At 59.9% G+C, this 14626-nt stretch carries 12 protein-coding genes; 4 read left to right on the forward strand and 8 right to left on the reverse strand.

Translation table 11 applies throughout. The features are described from left to right. The first annotated feature begins 6 nt into the window (after positions 1-6). Entirely contained in the window at positions 7-1962 is a 1956-nt protein-coding gene (locus QEH54_RS15175; RefSeq protein WP_309019551.1) for a rhamnogalacturonan lyase, read from the forward strand. Between the two features lie 110 nt (positions 1963-2072). Here QEH54_RS15175 and QEH54_RS15180 read toward each other — a convergent pair whose 3' ends face one another. From QEH54_RS15180 to QEH54_RS15210, 7 genes are all read right to left on the reverse strand, one after another. Beyond that, positions 2073-4274, reverse strand: a complete 2202-nt coding sequence (locus QEH54_RS15180; protein ID WP_309019552.1) for a molybdopterin cofactor-binding domain-containing protein — start codon at positions 4272-4274, stop codon at positions 2073-2075. Positions 4275-4333: 59 nt separating this feature from the next. Then, complete coding sequence (locus QEH54_RS15185) at positions 4334-4792, reverse strand: 2Fe-2S iron-sulfur cluster-binding protein (protein ID WP_309019553.1); 459 nt, start codon at positions 4790-4792, stop codon at positions 4334-4336. Between the two features lie 243 nt (positions 4793-5035). Next, a complete protein-coding gene (locus tag QEH54_RS15190) occupies positions 5036-5683 on the reverse strand; it encodes an energy transducer TonB (RefSeq protein ID WP_309019554.1) in 648 nt (215 codons plus the stop codon). 160 nt (positions 5684-5843) lie between these two features. Further along, positions 5844-6497: an energy transducer TonB gene (locus QEH54_RS15195; RefSeq protein WP_309019555.1), complete on the reverse strand. Its 654-nt coding sequence runs from the start codon at positions 6495-6497 to the stop codon at positions 5844-5846. A gap of 43 nt (positions 6498-6540) precedes the next feature. Further along, positions 6541-7137 (reverse strand): MotA/TolQ/ExbB proton channel family protein, encoded by a 597-nt coding sequence (locus QEH54_RS15200; RefSeq protein WP_309019556.1) that lies wholly within the window; start codon positions 7135-7137, stop codon positions 6541-6543. A 362-nt stretch (positions 7138-7499) separates the two neighbouring features. Continuing rightward, positions 7500-8213, reverse strand: a complete 714-nt coding sequence (locus tag QEH54_RS15205) for a lipid-binding SYLF domain-containing protein (protein WP_309019557.1) — start codon at positions 8211-8213, stop codon at positions 7500-7502. A gap of 187 nt (positions 8214-8400) precedes the next feature. After that, on the reverse strand, positions 8401-9099 hold the full coding sequence (locus tag QEH54_RS15210) for a response regulator transcription factor (protein WP_309019558.1): 699 nt from the start codon (positions 9097-9099) through the stop codon (positions 8401-8403). A gap of 605 nt (positions 9100-9704) precedes the next feature. On the opposite strand from QEH54_RS15210, the gene QEH54_RS15215 reads away from it, so the two are divergent. Beyond that, positions 9705-10586 carry a response regulator gene (locus QEH54_RS15215; RefSeq protein WP_309019559.1) on the forward strand — a complete coding sequence of 294 codons (882 nt, stop codon included), beginning with the start codon at positions 9705-9707 and terminating at the stop codon, positions 10584-10586. Positions 10587-10705: 119 nt separating this feature from the next. Further along, complete coding sequence (locus QEH54_RS15220; protein WP_309019560.1) at positions 10706-10939, forward strand: SWIB/MDM2 domain-containing protein; 234 nt, start codon at positions 10706-10708, stop codon at positions 10937-10939. Positions 10940-11118: 179 nt separating this feature from the next. Here QEH54_RS15220 and QEH54_RS15225 read toward each other — a convergent pair whose 3' ends face one another. Beyond that, positions 11119-11973, reverse strand: a complete 855-nt coding sequence (locus QEH54_RS15225; RefSeq protein ID WP_309019561.1) for an endonuclease/exonuclease/phosphatase family protein — start codon at positions 11971-11973, stop codon at positions 11119-11121. A 170-nt stretch (positions 11974-12143) separates the two neighbouring features. Between QEH54_RS15225 and QEH54_RS15230 the strand changes: the two genes are divergently transcribed. After that, positions 12144-14606, forward strand: a complete 2463-nt coding sequence (locus QEH54_RS15230) for a DEAD/DEAH box helicase (RefSeq protein ID WP_309019562.1) — start codon at positions 12144-12146, stop codon at positions 14604-14606. The last annotated feature ends 20 nt before the right edge of the window (positions 14607-14626 follow it).

Consider the following 14626-nt stretch of genomic DNA (forward strand, 5'->3'; position numbering starts at 1 on the left):
TATCCCATGTCCCGAAAACTGATTTCGTTCTCTCTCGTTCTCTGTCTCAGCTCGATGGTTACCCTAGTCGCCGCCCCTAGGATGGAGCGGCTCGACAGGGGATTGGTCGCTGTGCAACAGGCTGATGGGAGCGTATTCGTGACTTGGCGATTGCTAGGCGACGAGGACGCGGCAACCGCTTTCAACCTCTACCGTGAAACCGCGGCCGCTAAGGTCTCGACGGATTGGGGCGACTACGCTTCGCTCCCGGAGCTGGAAACGGGCGTGACTCGCCTAAACGAGGAACCGCTGGCCGGACCGACTTGGTTTGTCGATCACGGCGCGGAGCTGTTTCGAGAAACGAGCTACTTCGTACGGCCAGTGCTCGGGGGAAAGGAGGGCGAGGCCAGCAAGCGGTTTGCCATCAAGCCAGGCAGCCTGCCGCTTCCCTACCACCGCGTTCCCATTCAGACGCCGGCTGGCTACACGCCGAACGACGCCTCGATTGGCGATCTGGACGGCGATGGAGACTACGAGATCGTGCTCAAGCAAGAAGGACGCGCCCATGACAATTCGCGACGCGGCGTCACCGATCCCGTTTTCCTGCAAGCCTATTCGCTGGAGGGGCAGTTGCTATGGCAGATCGATCTCGGTATCAACATCCGGGCGGGCGCTCACTACACTCAGTTCATGGTGTATGACTTTGATGGAGACGGAAAGGCGGAGGTGGCCTGCAAGACCGCGGACGGCTCGCGAGATGCGTTGGGGACGGTGATCGGCGATGCCGATGCGGATTGGCGAAATGACGCGGGCTACATTATCCGCGGTCCGGAATTCCTGACGATTTTCGAGGGAGAAACGGGCCGCGCCCTGAGCACGGCGCCTTACGAGCCTTCGCGACATCCCACGGTGGATGATCCCAGTCCTGAGCAAATGGAGGCGGTATGGGGAGATGGATACGGGAATCGAATGGATCGGTTTCTTGCTGGCGTGGCTTACCTCGATGGCGAAACCCCGAGTTTGATCATGTGTCGCGGCTACTACACGCGTACCGTAGTCGTGGCGTGGGATTGGAAAAACGGCGAGCTCACCAAGCGCTGGCTCTTCGATAGCGACGCTACTGCCGAGAATCGTCCTTATCGCGGGCAGGGGGACCACAGTCTCTCCATCGCTGATGTCGATGCGGACGGAAAGCAGGAGATCATCTATGGCTCGATGGTTTTGGACCACGATGGCGCTGGGCTTTATTCGACCGGGTGGGGACATGGAGATGCCCTGCATGTGACCGACCACGTGCCTAGCAATCCCGGTCTGGAGGTGTTCAATATTCAAGAGCGCTTCGACCAGCAAGGAATGAACATGAGAGACGCCGCGACGGGCGAAGCCATTTTTACGGTGCCTTCGGTGAAGCCGGCGGAGTACGGGGGCGATCGCGGCGAGGGGCCGGGCCGCGGTATCGCCGTCAACATGGACCCGCGTTTTCCCGGCTCCGAAAGCTGGGCCGCTGGAGCGGGCATGTCGAAGGTGTTCAGCGCGGTAGGCGATTGGATCTACGACAAGCCGGCCGGCATCCCGACGAATTTCGCGGTGTGGTGGGATGGAGATTTGCAGCGCGAGCTGCTCGATCGGAATTTCATATTGAAGTTCAATCCCCAGACCGAGCAGTTGGATCGCTTGCTCACAGCCCATGGAAGCGAATCGAACAACGGTACCAAGGCTACGCCAACTCTGAGTGGAGATATCTGGGGAGATTGGCGCGAGGAAGTGATCTGGCGTTCTCGCGACAATAGCGAGCTGCGCATCTACACCAGCGCCGTTCCAACTCGTCACCGCATGCCGACGCTGTTGCACGACGCCCAGTATCGAGTGGCTCTCGCTTGGCAAAACGTGGCCTACAACCAACCGCCGCACCCCAGCTTCTACCTCGGAGATGAAGCGCCGCTCCCGGAGCGGAATCGCGTCGAAGTGGTGGCGGAAAAGTGAGCGAAAGCAGCATCGCCAGAGATGGCGCTAGCGAAGCAGGCCTGGAGAGAAGCTCGATCTTCTTCGAGTCGTAAGCGGCCAGCAGGGTAGGTGTGGCGGGCGCTCGCGCCTCAGCTCCAGCTCAGATCGTTCTTGATCAGGGGAAGGCTGCGCACGCGCTTGCCGCAGGCGGCGTAGATGGCGTTGGTGATCGCTGGCGTGGTGGGCGGGAATGCCGGTTCGCCGAGGCCAGTTGGCGGATTGTCCGATTGGATGAACACCGCGTCCAGCTTGGGAGCGTCGGAAATGCGCAGCATCGGGTAGGTGTCGAAGTTGCCCTGCCGCACGCGACCGTTCTCCACTGTGATCTCTTGTCTCCAAGCTGAGTTCAAGGCGTCCAGCATCGATCCGTGCACCTGGTTTTCCGCGCCCGACAGATTGACGATGGGGCCCACGTCGACCGCTGCGGTGAGCTTCTCAACCTTCAGGGAACCGTTTTGGCTCACGGAAACGTCGGCCACGACCGCAACGTATCCTTGGTGGCTGAAGTGAAAGGCGATGCCTTGACCGCGGCCTTTCGCGAGCGATTTGCCCCAGCCGGCCTTTTCGGCCGCTTGGCGAAGCACGCCTTTCATGCGAGCGGTGTCGTAGTCGGGCGAGCGGGGATTGTCCGCGGGCACCTTGCGGTCCGGTCCCAGCAGATTGAGTCGAAACGCGAGCGGATCGACCTTCGCGGCGACCGCAAGCTCGTCCATGAAGCTTTGGATGACGAACGCCAGGGCGCAGCTTCCAGGAGCCCGCCACCAGCCCATGGGCACGTTGCTGGAGAGGATGCTTTGCTGCTGTAGGTAGTGCTCGACGAAGCGAGCAGGGAGCTCGTCGCTGGAGATGCCCGCTCCATGTCCGGATTGCTCCGTGGAGTTGTGGCCAAGGGTCACGAAATGGTTTTTCCATGCGGCGAGCTTGCCGTCGGAGTCCACCGCGCCCTTGAGAGAGTGCCAGCCCGCGGCCCGATAGTAGTCCTGCTGCATGTCCTGCTCGCGCGTCCAGGTGAGCTTGATGGGTACGCCCTCGTTTCGTTTGGCGATGTAGGCCGCTTCGGCGACGAAGTCGCTCATGAGTCGACGCCCGAAACCGCCGCCAATGCGGGTGATTTCCAGGTGAATGTTCTCCTTGGGGATTTCGAGTGAGGAAGCCACCTGATCGACCGCTGAACCAGGGTTCTGGGTGGGACTCCAGATGGTGAGCTTGCCATCTTGGTACAGCGCGGTGGTGTTTTGCGGTTCCAGGGTGGCGTGGCTCAGGTAGGGGTATTTGTATTGCGCTTCCACCACGGTGGGAGCTTGGGAAAAAACGGCTTCCACGTCGCCGTCCTCGCGAATGACCGGGCCTTCGCTGGCGAAGCGCTCCTGGGCGTTTTGGTCGTAGAGCAGGGAGTTCTGCTCTGAGACGGAGCCTTCGTTCCAGAGAACTTGCAGGCTTTCCATCGCTTTTTGGGCAGACCAGCTATCGGAGGCCACGATGGCGATCCCGGGCGCGATGCCCGCTTGATCGGTGACCAGGTACGCGTCCACGACTCCCTTCATGCGCTTGATGGTTTCCAGATTGGCGCTGCGCGGGGAGCCGCCGAAAGCCGGGCATTTCAGGTAGCAGGCGTGGCGCATGCCTTCGGCCTGCTGATCGATGCCGAACAGTGGCTCGCCGGTGACCAGTTTCCGGTTGTCTACTCCGGTGATGCGTTTGCCGAGGAGTTTGAAGGTTTTGGGATCTTTCAGCGATACCTCTTCTAGGGCGGGAGCCTCCATGGTCGCGGCGGTTGCCACCAGATCCTTGTAGGCGAGCGTCTTCTTCGACTTGAGATGCTTCACCACGCCTTGGTCGGCCTGGCACTCGTCGCTGGACACTCCCCAGGTCTGGGCCGCGGCGTTTTCGAGCATGGCGCGGCCCACGGCTCCCACTTGGCGAAAGTAGTGGTAGTGGCCCGGAGTGGCTCCGCTGCCTCCTGCTCCCTGCCAGCCGAAGAGGCCGGGCACGTACGGGGCTGCTTCGACGGTGACGCTTTCCCAGGGCGCCTCCAGCTCCTCGGCGACGATCATGGGCAGGGAGGTTTTGATGCCCTGTCCGATTTCCGGGTTTTTGGAGATGATGGTGATCGCACCTTTGCTATCGATGCGGATGAAGAAGTTTGGCTCGAAGCTGCTTGGGAGGTCGGTCTTGGAGAAGGCTCTGCTGGGGATGAGAGCGCTGAGCAGCAATCCGCCACCTGCAAGGGCGCTGGCTTTGATGAAGTCTCGGCGATCGAAGGTAGGGCGGGGAAGGGTCGATTGACTCATGACGTATGGCTGGGGGAAAGGGGTTCTCGTTTCGAAGCGGATAAGGACCGACGAGCGATTCAGCTCGTGGCCGCGGTGTGGATGGCTTTGCGGATCCGAGTGTAGGTGGCGCAGCGGCAGAGGTTTCCCGACATGGCGGAATCGATTTCCTCGTCGCTCGGTTTGGGGTTGCGCGTCAGGAGCGCGGTGGCGCTCATGATTTGGCCCGATTGGCAGTAGCCGCATTGGGGAACGTCTTCTTCGATCCATGCTTCCTGCACCGCCGTGAGCTTCCCGTCTTTCGCCAGGCCTTCAATGGTGGTGATCTGCCCAGTCGAGGCGGCCGCTACCGGCAGCTGGCAGGAACGCATGGCGGCGCCGTTGAAATGGATGGTGCAGGCACCGCAAATGCCTTTTCCGCAACCGTATTTGGTGCCGAGCAATCCGAGGTGATCGCGAAGGATCCAAAGGAGGGGGGTGTCGGGGTCGGCGTCCACGCTGCGCTGCTGGCCGTTTACGGAAAGGCTGAATTGACTCATATGGAGAGGGTGTTGGAAGTCTGAGGTGCTCGTACTATGGGGAGGAGAAGCGTGTTCCCGTTCGCGAAGCATCGCAACGGTTTTCACGTTCTCCCGTACGAGCGGAAAACGAGGAGAGGCGGGCTTTGAATCCAGTCTAATTCAAAAAAAACGCGTGGCGTCGTCCCGGCCGAGAGGACGAAAAAGCGGACCATCCAGAAAGATGGTCCGCCGAGCGATGATCAGTGCTATCGTTGCCAGGCCTCAGGGCTTGAACAGGATGGGCAGCTTGACGAGCGTGTTGACGTCCTGCCCGTCCTTGCGTCCGGGCTTCCATTTGGAGTGTTCGACCGCATCCAAGGCCGGCTGGTTGAAATGCCAGCTGGTTGATGTGACCACTCGGGCGTTTCTCACGCGTCCATCCGCCGCGATGACGAATTCCACCACGACTTTGCCCGGCTCGTGTTTCATCGAGTACGGGTAGAGCGGTTTCACCGCGACCAGCACGCTTGGGGATTGATCCAGCTCGTCGGGCAGGAAGGTCTCCATGGTTTTGGAGATGTCCTCGGAGGTGGTAGGTCCCCAGCCGGTGTCGATCGTGGCGTTGCCATTGCCCACCTGATTGATCAAGCCTTCGAGATGCCTGATGTCGATCGGCGGCAAGGGCCGTTCAATCTCAGGGATCTCCTTATCCGCTTTTTGCGGGATAGGCGGGGCGGGAGGTTCGGGCGGCTTAGGCGGGGCGACTTCAGAGACGGTGACCGGCACCAGAGTCTCTGGTCCATCTAGCATGTCCGGAATGACATGCAGCAGCGGGAGGAGGGCGAAGGTAGCTAGGACACAGGCCCCTCCTAGAGAGACCGCTGCGAGTTCGTTTCTGTGTCCTCGGCTTGCTGGGTAGGTTGCGTTCATAACACACCAAAAGAACGCTTCGTTCTTTATTCCTACAATTGTAGGAATAGTCGCTCGTTTTGCAAGCTGCTTCGTCTGATTTTGGCATGAAAAAGGCGACCGCGGATGCGGTCGCCTTTGGTTTTCAAATAGCTAGGCGTGGGCCTGTTCGTTTTTCGCCCTACGGGGTGAACACGATCGGAATGCGCACCTTGCACGCCACCGGTTTTCCCTCCTTGGAGGCCGGGTTCCAAGTGGAGCGGGCCACGCAGTCGATCGCCGGCTGCTCGAACTCGCGGTGCGTGGAGCGAATGGCTCGGATGCGGTGGGGCTTTCCTTGCTGGTCGAGAACGAATTCCACCGTCACCTGTCCTTTGGTCTTGGACTGCTGCAACGAGTAGGGATACTGAGGCTTGTTCATGACCAGGGCGCTTGGCTTCTTGTCGACGTCCGCCAAGCTGAAGATGGTCATGCCTTCGAGGGCGTCGATGCCAGTGTCGAAATCGCCGAAGCCGAAATCGCCCACCGCGTCGCCGCTGCCTGGATTGAGGGCCATTTCCAACTGGGAAAGGGTCATTGGAGGGGGCGGTTCTTCCATCTCCGGCTCTTCCACGTCCTTCTCGTCTTCCGGCGGGGGCGGTTGCTCTTCCGGCGGGGGAGGAGGCGGAGCGATGGAGGAGTCTTCCGTGGTCACGGTCACGCTATCGCTGGCGTACTTGCCAAGGTAGTGCATGAAAGGGAGGAAAGCGAACACGATCAGGGTCATGATCACTGCCATGATGCCATTGACGGCGGCGTTGCCCTTCTGATCGGATGGTACGTAATTTGTGCTCATTTCAGCTATCGGTGTCGTTTCGGTGAGATTTCTAGTCGGTGGATTAGTTCACCTGGCTGCGGAAGTGCTGGAGCGAAATGCTCTCCAAACGAACGAGGAAGCTTTCGTAGTCGATGACCTTCTGCTTGAGGAAGTAGACGAAAATGTAGCCCGGGATGGCTAGGCAAAGGCCCATCTGGGTGGTGATGAGGGCGACCTGAATACCGCCTGCCACGATGCTGGTGGTGCTTTCGGAGCCGCCGAGAGCGATGCCGTAGAAGGTGGTCAACATACCGAGCACCGTACCGAGCAGACCCAGTAGCGGAGCGGTGTTGATCATGATCTGGAGAAACGTGATGTTGTGCTGCAAGCGAGGGATTTCGGCGGTGCGGATCTCTTCGAAGCGGCTCTGAATGTCGCTGAGCGAACCTACGCCGTCCTGCGAGTAGCGGATGATCTCTCCCACGGTGCCCTTCGCCTTGCTGGAGTCCTTGACCCAGGCCTCGCAGGTTTCGATGGAGGTCTTCTTGTGGTTGCCTCTCATGAAGAATAGGAGGAGGCGGGCTCCCACGTAAAATGCCACCAGCCCCAGGAGGAAGAGGGGGATCATGATCCAGCCACCGGAGAAGATGATCGAAATGGCTTCGTTAAGGGTTTGCATGAATGAATTTTCCATCGAGGTATATGCTATGATTGCAAATCGCTCGTAGCGCGCCTCCCGCCGGTTCGCGTCTGTGGGGTCGTTCTTTGGGGAAGGGGGGTGCTAAGATCCGATTTGGATGTTGGTTGAAATAGCGCTTGCCCGAGCGAGTCAAGCGTATCCCTGTGGAGCGAAGGGGCTCTCGCCACCCCGTTCTCAGACGGATTCGCAGACCTCGGAAAAGCCGCCCGGCCGTGTCCGACCGGAGCTCTATTAAGCTATCTCCTACATTTGTACGTCAATCTCGTTTTTGCGCTAAAAGCGCTAAGGGCGCGATTTTGGGACAAGCCCGAATTGGAGAGGAGCGCAGCGCCAAAAGCGGTCTAATCCAGGTCGGTCGGCCGGCCGTTCTCGATGCGCTTGAGCAGAACCGAGAGTTTGCTCAGGTGCTCGGGGCTCTCGATCTGCGGGTTTTTCACGATATCCGGTACGGAAAGCCGCTCGCCGTAGGTGAGCTGATTGGACTTGCGATCGGGCAGCAGAAAACCGCCTTCGAAGGTGGCGCCGGCGTAAAGGCCTTCGGTGTCGGTGTAGGCGAGCAGATCGATCCCCTCTCCGATGCGAGCCTCGAAGGTCGAACCGGTGGGGCCGCGCGTCACGGTGGCGTCCACCCCGATCTGGAACTTCGCTTTCTCCAGCATGCGCAGGCTCTCGGTGTTCATGATGAGCAGCACCACGTTGAGGGTCTGCACGCCAAGCTGAAGTCCGCCGCTGATCTCCCCGGTCTTGATCCAGGCCGGCGCGCTCCACTGGTCGTCCTGATCTTTGATCATGGCGATGCCGAACCCGCCTTTGGCTCCGAAGATCACCCCTGCCTCGTACTGGCGCAGGATGATGATGCCGCGAGCCTTGCTCATGATGTTGGCAGGGATCTTGGAATCCTCCTCGATTTGCAGCATTTCGAGGGACTTGACGATGCGGGCGGAGCGCCTGAGGAGCTTCGCCTGATCCTTCTCCACGTCGCCGGCGCTCGCGAGAGGAAGCGTCGCGAGAGCGATGAGTGTGAGAAGAAACGCTTTGAATGGCTTGCGTGACATGGAGCGAGAGAGCGGTGCAGGGATCGTAGCAGGATCCCGCATCTTCACGCGCGTTCAAGCTTTCATTGCGCGACGACGAACCACCGCGGAGCCGTAAGCGGCGGCGCCGATGGCGTTTCGCACGGCTCCTTCGTGTCCGTTCGGGACGGGTTGGACCATCCGTTCGGGAGGGGCGATTCGGTGGCTCCTAGGGCGAGATGGTGAAACCGGCCGGCGTGGCTTGCCCGGGGATCTCGATGATTCCCAGCTCGAAGGCGCAGCGCGTCAGCTCCACGGCGCTCCGGGCGTCCAGTTTCTTCATCAAGTTGGCCCGATGGGCTTCAATGGTTTTCACGCTCACTTGCAGCATTTCGGCGATCTGCTTGGTGCTGAAGCCTTCGGCCACCGCTTGCAGCACTTCGCGCTCGCGGTTGGAGAGTCGGCTTTTCTTCTTGGCGATGGAACTGCCTCCTAGATGCGATTCGCGCAGCAGGCTGGCGCACAGAGGGCAAAGGTAGCCGCTCCCGCTTTTGACTTCCCTCAACCCCTCCTTGAGTTTGGCAGCAGGCGAGTTTTTCGAGACGATGGCATGGCAGCCTAGCTCGAGAAGCTCTCGGATGGAATCGGGGGTGAAGTTCGAGGAGATGGCGACGAATTGGGTGTCAGGATGCTTTGGACCGAATTGTCGGAGGATTTCGATTCCGTTCAGTCCGGGAAGGAAGAGTTCGAAGATGACGATATCCGGTGTTTCCTCTTCGCAGAGTTTAAGTCCGGATCTGCCATCGGAAGCCTCCCCAACGACCATTATGCCCGGAACGCTCAAGGCCATGGATGCTACGAGATCGCGCAGCATGGTCTGGTCCTCGATCACGACCAAGCGATTGGTTTGGTTGCTTAGCTGGCTCATACGATGTTTCGAGTTGGTGTTTAGTATGCATTGTTCGGCTCAGGCGAGTTGGATAGTCGCAATGATAGCACGGATGGATTTCTAGTGAAAAATGCGCAGGTAAGAGTCTGGTTGTCGGATCTGGATACACTGAGTCCCCGACAGACCTTACGCCTAAGGGAATTAGGCTGAATAAGGAGGGTTGTCAAAGTGGATTAACAGGTTTTTTAAATTCGAATGGCGTCAGAGTTTTGCTAAAATTCGCGGAGTAGTTCGCTATTATGAACTTACTCGGTTGATTAGGGAATTTTATGGAAATGAGAGAGGGGAAACAAATGCGAGATCGCGGCGCGGCGCCGGTGCCGAAAGGGGCGAGTTTTTACATACTTTCCGCATCCCTTAAGGTACTAGCACGTTCTGAGCCAGATGCCGACAGCTCCCGGTATCCCTGGATTAAGGAGGATCTGGCAGATCTTTTATGCCGTCAGGGCTACAAACTTGAGCAGGTAGGTGAGTTCCTGTGCCAGCTCGAGGGCTTGTCCGGCGAGAGATCGGGACGCGACACGCTAGGGTTTCCCCGGGGGGAAACGATTTTCGAGGCTCGAGAGCTCTTTCGGGAACCGCGTTTGATCGGGCTTTTCGCTCAGGATCGCTCCGCGGGCGAGGCCTCGGTGGATCGAGCTGGGCTCTGGGAATGGGCCCGCGAGCAAGCGACGGCGCTTGGTTTGACCGCTCGGCGCGACGGAGGACTTTCCCTGCTAAAGACCCTGGTGGTGGATGCCAAGGAGGCCGCGGCGGAGTACAGCTCGATCATGCTGCGAAAGCTCGGCTGCAAGGTGCGGCTGGCGAGCTCTGCGGGCGAAGCGCTGGCCCTGGCGAAAGGAGTGGCTTTCGATCTGGTGATGGTGGACAACGCGATTCCGGGCTTGGGAGCCCTGGACATGAGCGATTTGCTGGCTCGTCGGGCCCGTGAGCATTGGGGATACGAGCCGTTGGTGGTTCTCCTGACCGAGCACGAGCGCGAGTTGGATGGCTTGGGAAGTCGGCTTGTTCTCGAGAAGCCGGTCGCCTTGAACGAGCTGCGCCAGATCGCCTATCGCGCCAGCGAGGCGAGGGAAGGCCGACAGGTGGAGGGGGCCTTTCTGCACGAGCTTCCGGTGATCGAGCTGGGGGCTTGGCAGGACGAGGGGCCGCTGCTCACGCGACTGGCCCGCGCTTTGGTGGCTCAGGGGAAGGAGTTCGCGGGAAAGTGCTCGAAAGCGTCTTCGACGGAGGAGGAAGGCCTGGACCTCGAATTGGAGGTGCGCTCCTTGAAGAACGGTGCGGACATTCTGCAGGCCCGCAGGCTGTCGGCGGTCTGCCAGGGGTTGCTCGATCAGCTCGAGGAAGGAACCGACAAGCCCCTTGCGGTGTTTCTCGAGCCTTTGCTAGGGGAAATCGAGCGGTTTCGCAGCTACGCGATAGGTAGAGGGCTCTTGCGAGACGAGGAAACGGGGCGTTCGGGGTAGCGATTATCGCTTTTTCGCCTGCTCGCCGCTTAATTTGGGTTGATTTGGGGTCTGCCAGTCGTATCCAAGAACTCCTTATGGCAAAATCTTCTTCTTCCACCAAGGCCAATGCGGCTTTCATGAAACCTGTAACTCCCGACGCAGCCCTTTCCGCTGTCGTTGGAGCTGACCCACTGCCGCGCACGGAATTGACCAAGAAACTTTGGGACTACATCAAGGCGAACGACCTTCAGAATCCCGAGAACAAGCGCGAGATCATCGCGGACGCGAAGCTCAAGGAAGTTTTCGACGGCAAGGAAAAAGTCTCCATGTTCGAGATGACCAAGCTGGTCTCCAACCACCTCGTAAAGTAGTTTTCGAGATCCCTTTTCAAACGAAAAGCCCGGGGCGAGCGCTCCGGGCTTTTTTGTAAGAGTCGACTGAGTTGAGGGTCGGCGTCTGTGGGGTCTTTCGACAGGTTTAGGGTTCCTTGCGCCGGGCGCTAGGGGACAAAGCGTGTTGGTGTTGTTTGGGGTCGGACGTGGTGGGGACTCTACCTCGTAATGCGGGATACGTCAAGGGACGCGCGGTTTTCTTCGGAGCCTTCCAGCTCGCTCTTCCAGTCTTTTGGAAAGCTCAGCGTGGAAAGCACGGGCAGGTGATCGGACGCGAAGCAGCGCAGCACCTCGGTGCGCTCGGCATGATAGGGCTGGGCGAGCAGGATGAAATCGAGTCCCCGGGAGGGGAAGTGGGTCGGAAAGGTGCGTTCGCTGCGCGGGACGTAGTCGTAGTTTTCCGCGTCCGCTGAGCGGTTTATCAGCTGGTGGACCGCGTCCTGCAGCGAGCGGGAGCTGGTGTTGAAGTCGCCGCAGATCAGCGGTGGCAGATGATAGGGATCGGCGAGGCTACGCTGGTGGATGGAGCTGAGCAGCTGGTCGATTTGGCGAAGGCGGGAGCGGCGGGAGCGGAAGTCGAGATGCAGGTTGATGACGTCGATCTGGGTGTTCTCGATCTTGAAGCAGGCTTCGAGGAAGCCCTTCTCCCCCAGACGCTTGGATCCGAAAGGGACCACCTTCCAAAACAGGGGCGGGTGCTTGGAAAGAAAGGCGTTTCCGTAGGCCAGAGGCTTGGCGCCTTCGCGGCGATTGTGGATGCCATGGATCGAGTAGGGGTAGTCCGTGGCGGATTGCAGGTAGTCGAGTAGATTGATGTGTCGGTTCCAATGCGAGGAAGCGTCGATCTCCTGCAGGGCCACGATATCGGGCTGATGCTTGCGGATGATGCTGGCGATGCGGTCGAGATTGCGGAAGAGCCCCTTCGCCCGGTTGAAGCCTTGGTACAAGGAAAGTCCGCGGCCGTGGGCGATGTTGAAAGTCATCAAGCTGAAGCTTTTCTGTTTCTCCTCCATAATTCGTCTGAACGTTCCAACAGCATAGCTGATTCCGCGCGAGAGGAAAGGGATGCCTCATCTTTACCCATCGAAAAATCTGGAGCTCGCCAGCCCGGCGCCCTTGGATGGCAGCGAAGTCGACGCCTCTCTGGCGGAGACCAACGCCCAATCCTACGCCAGTCGCCTTTGTGAATTCCTTCGGAGATCTCGATATACATCTTAAGATTCCGGACCTTTGGCAGCAGCAGGCATTGCGCTTGCTCAAGGAGGGCGGCGATGTGGTGGTGAGCGCCCCCACCGGCGCCGGAAAAACCTATCTGGTGGAGCTGATCGCGGAATCGCATCGCCACGGCCAGATCGTGTTGGCGGTGCCCACCAGAGCCTTGGCCAACGACAAGCTCAGGGAGTTTCGGGCCAAAGGCTGGCGCGTGGGCATCGTGACCGGCGACGTGACCATCGATCCGGAGGCTCCGGTAGTGGTGGCGACCCTCGAGACGCAGAAGCCCCGGTTTTTGAAGGGGGAAGGTCCGCAGCTCTTCGTGATCGACGAGTATCAGATGATCGGGGACTCGGTGCGCGGGGTCAATTTCGAGTTGTGCGTCGCTCTGGCGCCTGTCCGCACGCAGCTGCTGATGCTCAGCGGTAGCGTCTCCAATGCGCAGGATATCGTTTCCTGGCTCGATCGCCTCGGTCGCAAAGCCTCTCTGGTCCAGCTCGACAAACGTCCCATTCCCTTGGAGGAGATCCATATCGACGCCCTGTCCGCCTCCCCGCCCCGCTCGGTGACCGGGTTCTGGCCGCGCTTGATCGCCAAGGCCTTGATGGCGGATTTGGGACCGGTCCTGGTTTTCGCTCCGCAGCGAAAGAGCGCCGAGGGGCTGGCGCGTCAGTTGGCAGGAGCGCTGCCCATCGAAAAGCCGCTTCACCTCAGCCCGGAGCAAAAGCGGCTAGCGGGCGGCACGCTGGAAAAACTGCTCTCGAAACGCGTCGCCTTTCACCACAGCGGCTTGAGCTATCAGCAGCGAGCGGGCCTAGTGGAGCCGCTGGCTAAAGCAGGACAGTTGCGTATCGTGGTCGCCACCACCGGGCTGGCGGCTGGAGTGAACTTTTCCATGCGATCGGTGCTGGTGACGGAAAGCCAGTTCACCCTCGGTCATGCCCAGCAGCTGATCAGCCCGGACGAGCTGCTTCAGATGTACGGACGAGCGGGGCGCCGCGGACTGGATACCGTCGGATATGCGTTGACGGCTCCCGATCGTCCGCGCCTCCGAGATGGAAAGCCGCGCCCGGTTCGACGCCCGAAGCTATTGGACTGGCCAAGCTTGATCGGCATCCTGGACGCTGCGTGCCGAAAGGGGGAGTCGCCTCTAGAAGCTGCTGTGGACGCGTGCGGGCGCTTGTTCAACGAGTCCGCCCTGTCCGTCGGCGTTGAGCATTGTATCCAGGTTCCTGATATGCCCTGCGGTTTGATGGTCGATGCGGAAAGGGCGCGCTACGCCCAGCCGGAGAGCGTGGAAATCCTCAACTCCCAAGGGGCATGGGAGCCGAGGCAGGCGCCGCAAACGCTTCCGTTGTCGGATTGCTACGCGAAAGGAGAATCTGGCTGGCGGCCAGCTCTCGCCGATCGAGCTTTCGTGGAGTCCTTAGGAGAGGGGAAGGTGGTCAGGCTTTCCGAGGAAGGAGAGCGGGAGCTGTGGGGCAAGCGCTTGTCCATCGGATTTCTCGATCGAAAACGAAAGGACGTGGTTTCGCTGGCGGGCTGGGTCCGCGAAGCGTTCGCCAAAGCTGGTAGGGATCTGGCTAAGCGGCAGGATTTTGAGACGCTTGGGACGCTCGAGTGGGAGGCTGCGGTTGGATGCGGAAAACTCGTGGCCTTGCGTCGCGAAGGCTTTCGTGTCGCTGGTCTGTTCGATTTGAGCGAGAAGGAGGCGCAGGCGGATGTGGACGTTTTCGGCAAGGCCTTGGTCCAGGTGGAGACGCGAAAGGCTTACCCGGTCGAGTGTCAGAACTGTCCCCAGCACGCCGTCTGCGAGCAGGATCTCAGTCGAGCCCGTTCGGCCGCTCTGTGCTGGAGGCAGCTCAGTCTGATCGAACCCAATGGCGTTCCCACGCTGAGGGGGCAGATTTTCAGTCTGTTTCAAGGAGGTGAGGGCTTGGCTGTCGCTGCCGCCTTGGAGGATCATAGCTATTCGGTCGACGCCATCGCGCACGATATCGCCAATCTGAGAGCAGGGTATCGGTTTGACGACTACAGCCAATACAGTCACCGGCTCGCTAGAGCTTGTCGGGTAGCGTATTCAGATCGCAGCTACGAAGGATATTTGAAGCATGGATTGCCCCCGCAATATGGGGAAGGGGCCGCGGAGGTGATTGCGGAATGGATGCAATCCGGTGGAAAAGGGCGTCAGACGCTGAGCGAGAACCTGCGCCTCGGTGACGTGCAGCGAGCGCGCCAGGAGTGGCTGAGCCTGCTTCGCCACATCGTGAACGCGCCGCCGCTGCAGTGGGAGCGCTGGCTCGAACTGCAGTCGAGCGCCTCATCCATCTTGGAAACGGACGATCAGCGGCTATTGATCGACGACCTGCCGCCCCTTGAGCCTTTGCAGACGTCGAAGGTGAACCATCAGTTGAGGTTTCCGAGAAAGTGGTAGGTCCGTCGAGCGCGAGGCGC

It is taken from the genome of Pelagicoccus sp. SDUM812003 (genome assembly GCF_031127815.1).
In the GTDB taxonomy this organism is placed as follows: domain Bacteria; phylum Verrucomicrobiota; class Verrucomicrobiia; order Opitutales; family Opitutaceae; genus Pelagicoccus.

Excerpts from the sequence above, each read along its gene's own strand:
- QEH54_RS15175 (WP_309019551.1), top strand. The coding sequence starts at position 7 with ATGTCCCGAAAACTGATTTCGTTCTCTCTCGTTCTCTGTCTCAGCTCG.
- QEH54_RS15180 (WP_309019552.1), bottom strand. The coding sequence starts at position 4,274 with ATGAGTCAATCGACCCTTCCCCGCCCTACCTTCGATCGCCGAGACTTC.
- QEH54_RS15185 (WP_309019553.1), bottom strand. The coding sequence starts at position 4,792 with ATGAGTCAATTCAGCCTTTCCGTAAACGGCCAGCAGCGCAGCGTGGAC.
- QEH54_RS15190 (WP_309019554.1), bottom strand. The coding sequence starts at position 5,683 with ATGAACGCAACCTACCCAGCAAGCCGAGGACACAGAAACGAACTCGCA.
- QEH54_RS15195 (WP_309019555.1), bottom strand. The coding sequence starts at position 6,497 with ATGAGCACAAATTACGTACCATCCGATCAGAAGGGCAACGCCGCCGTC.
- QEH54_RS15200 (WP_309019556.1), bottom strand. The coding sequence starts at position 7,137 with ATGCAAACCCTTAACGAAGCCATTTCGATCATCTTCTCCGGTGGCTGG.
- QEH54_RS15205 (WP_309019557.1), bottom strand. The coding sequence starts at position 8,213 with ATGTCACGCAAGCCATTCAAAGCGTTTCTTCTCACACTCATCGCTCTC.
- QEH54_RS15210 (WP_309019558.1), bottom strand. The coding sequence starts at position 9,099 with ATGAGCCAGCTAAGCAACCAAACCAATCGCTTGGTCGTGATCGAGGAC.
- QEH54_RS15220 (WP_309019560.1), top strand. The coding sequence starts at position 10,706 with ATGAAACCTGTAACTCCCGACGCAGCCCTTTCCGCTGTCGTTGGAGCT.
- QEH54_RS15225 (WP_309019561.1), bottom strand. The coding sequence starts at position 11,973 with ATGGAGGAGAAACAGAAAAGCTTCAGCTTGATGACTTTCAACATCGCC.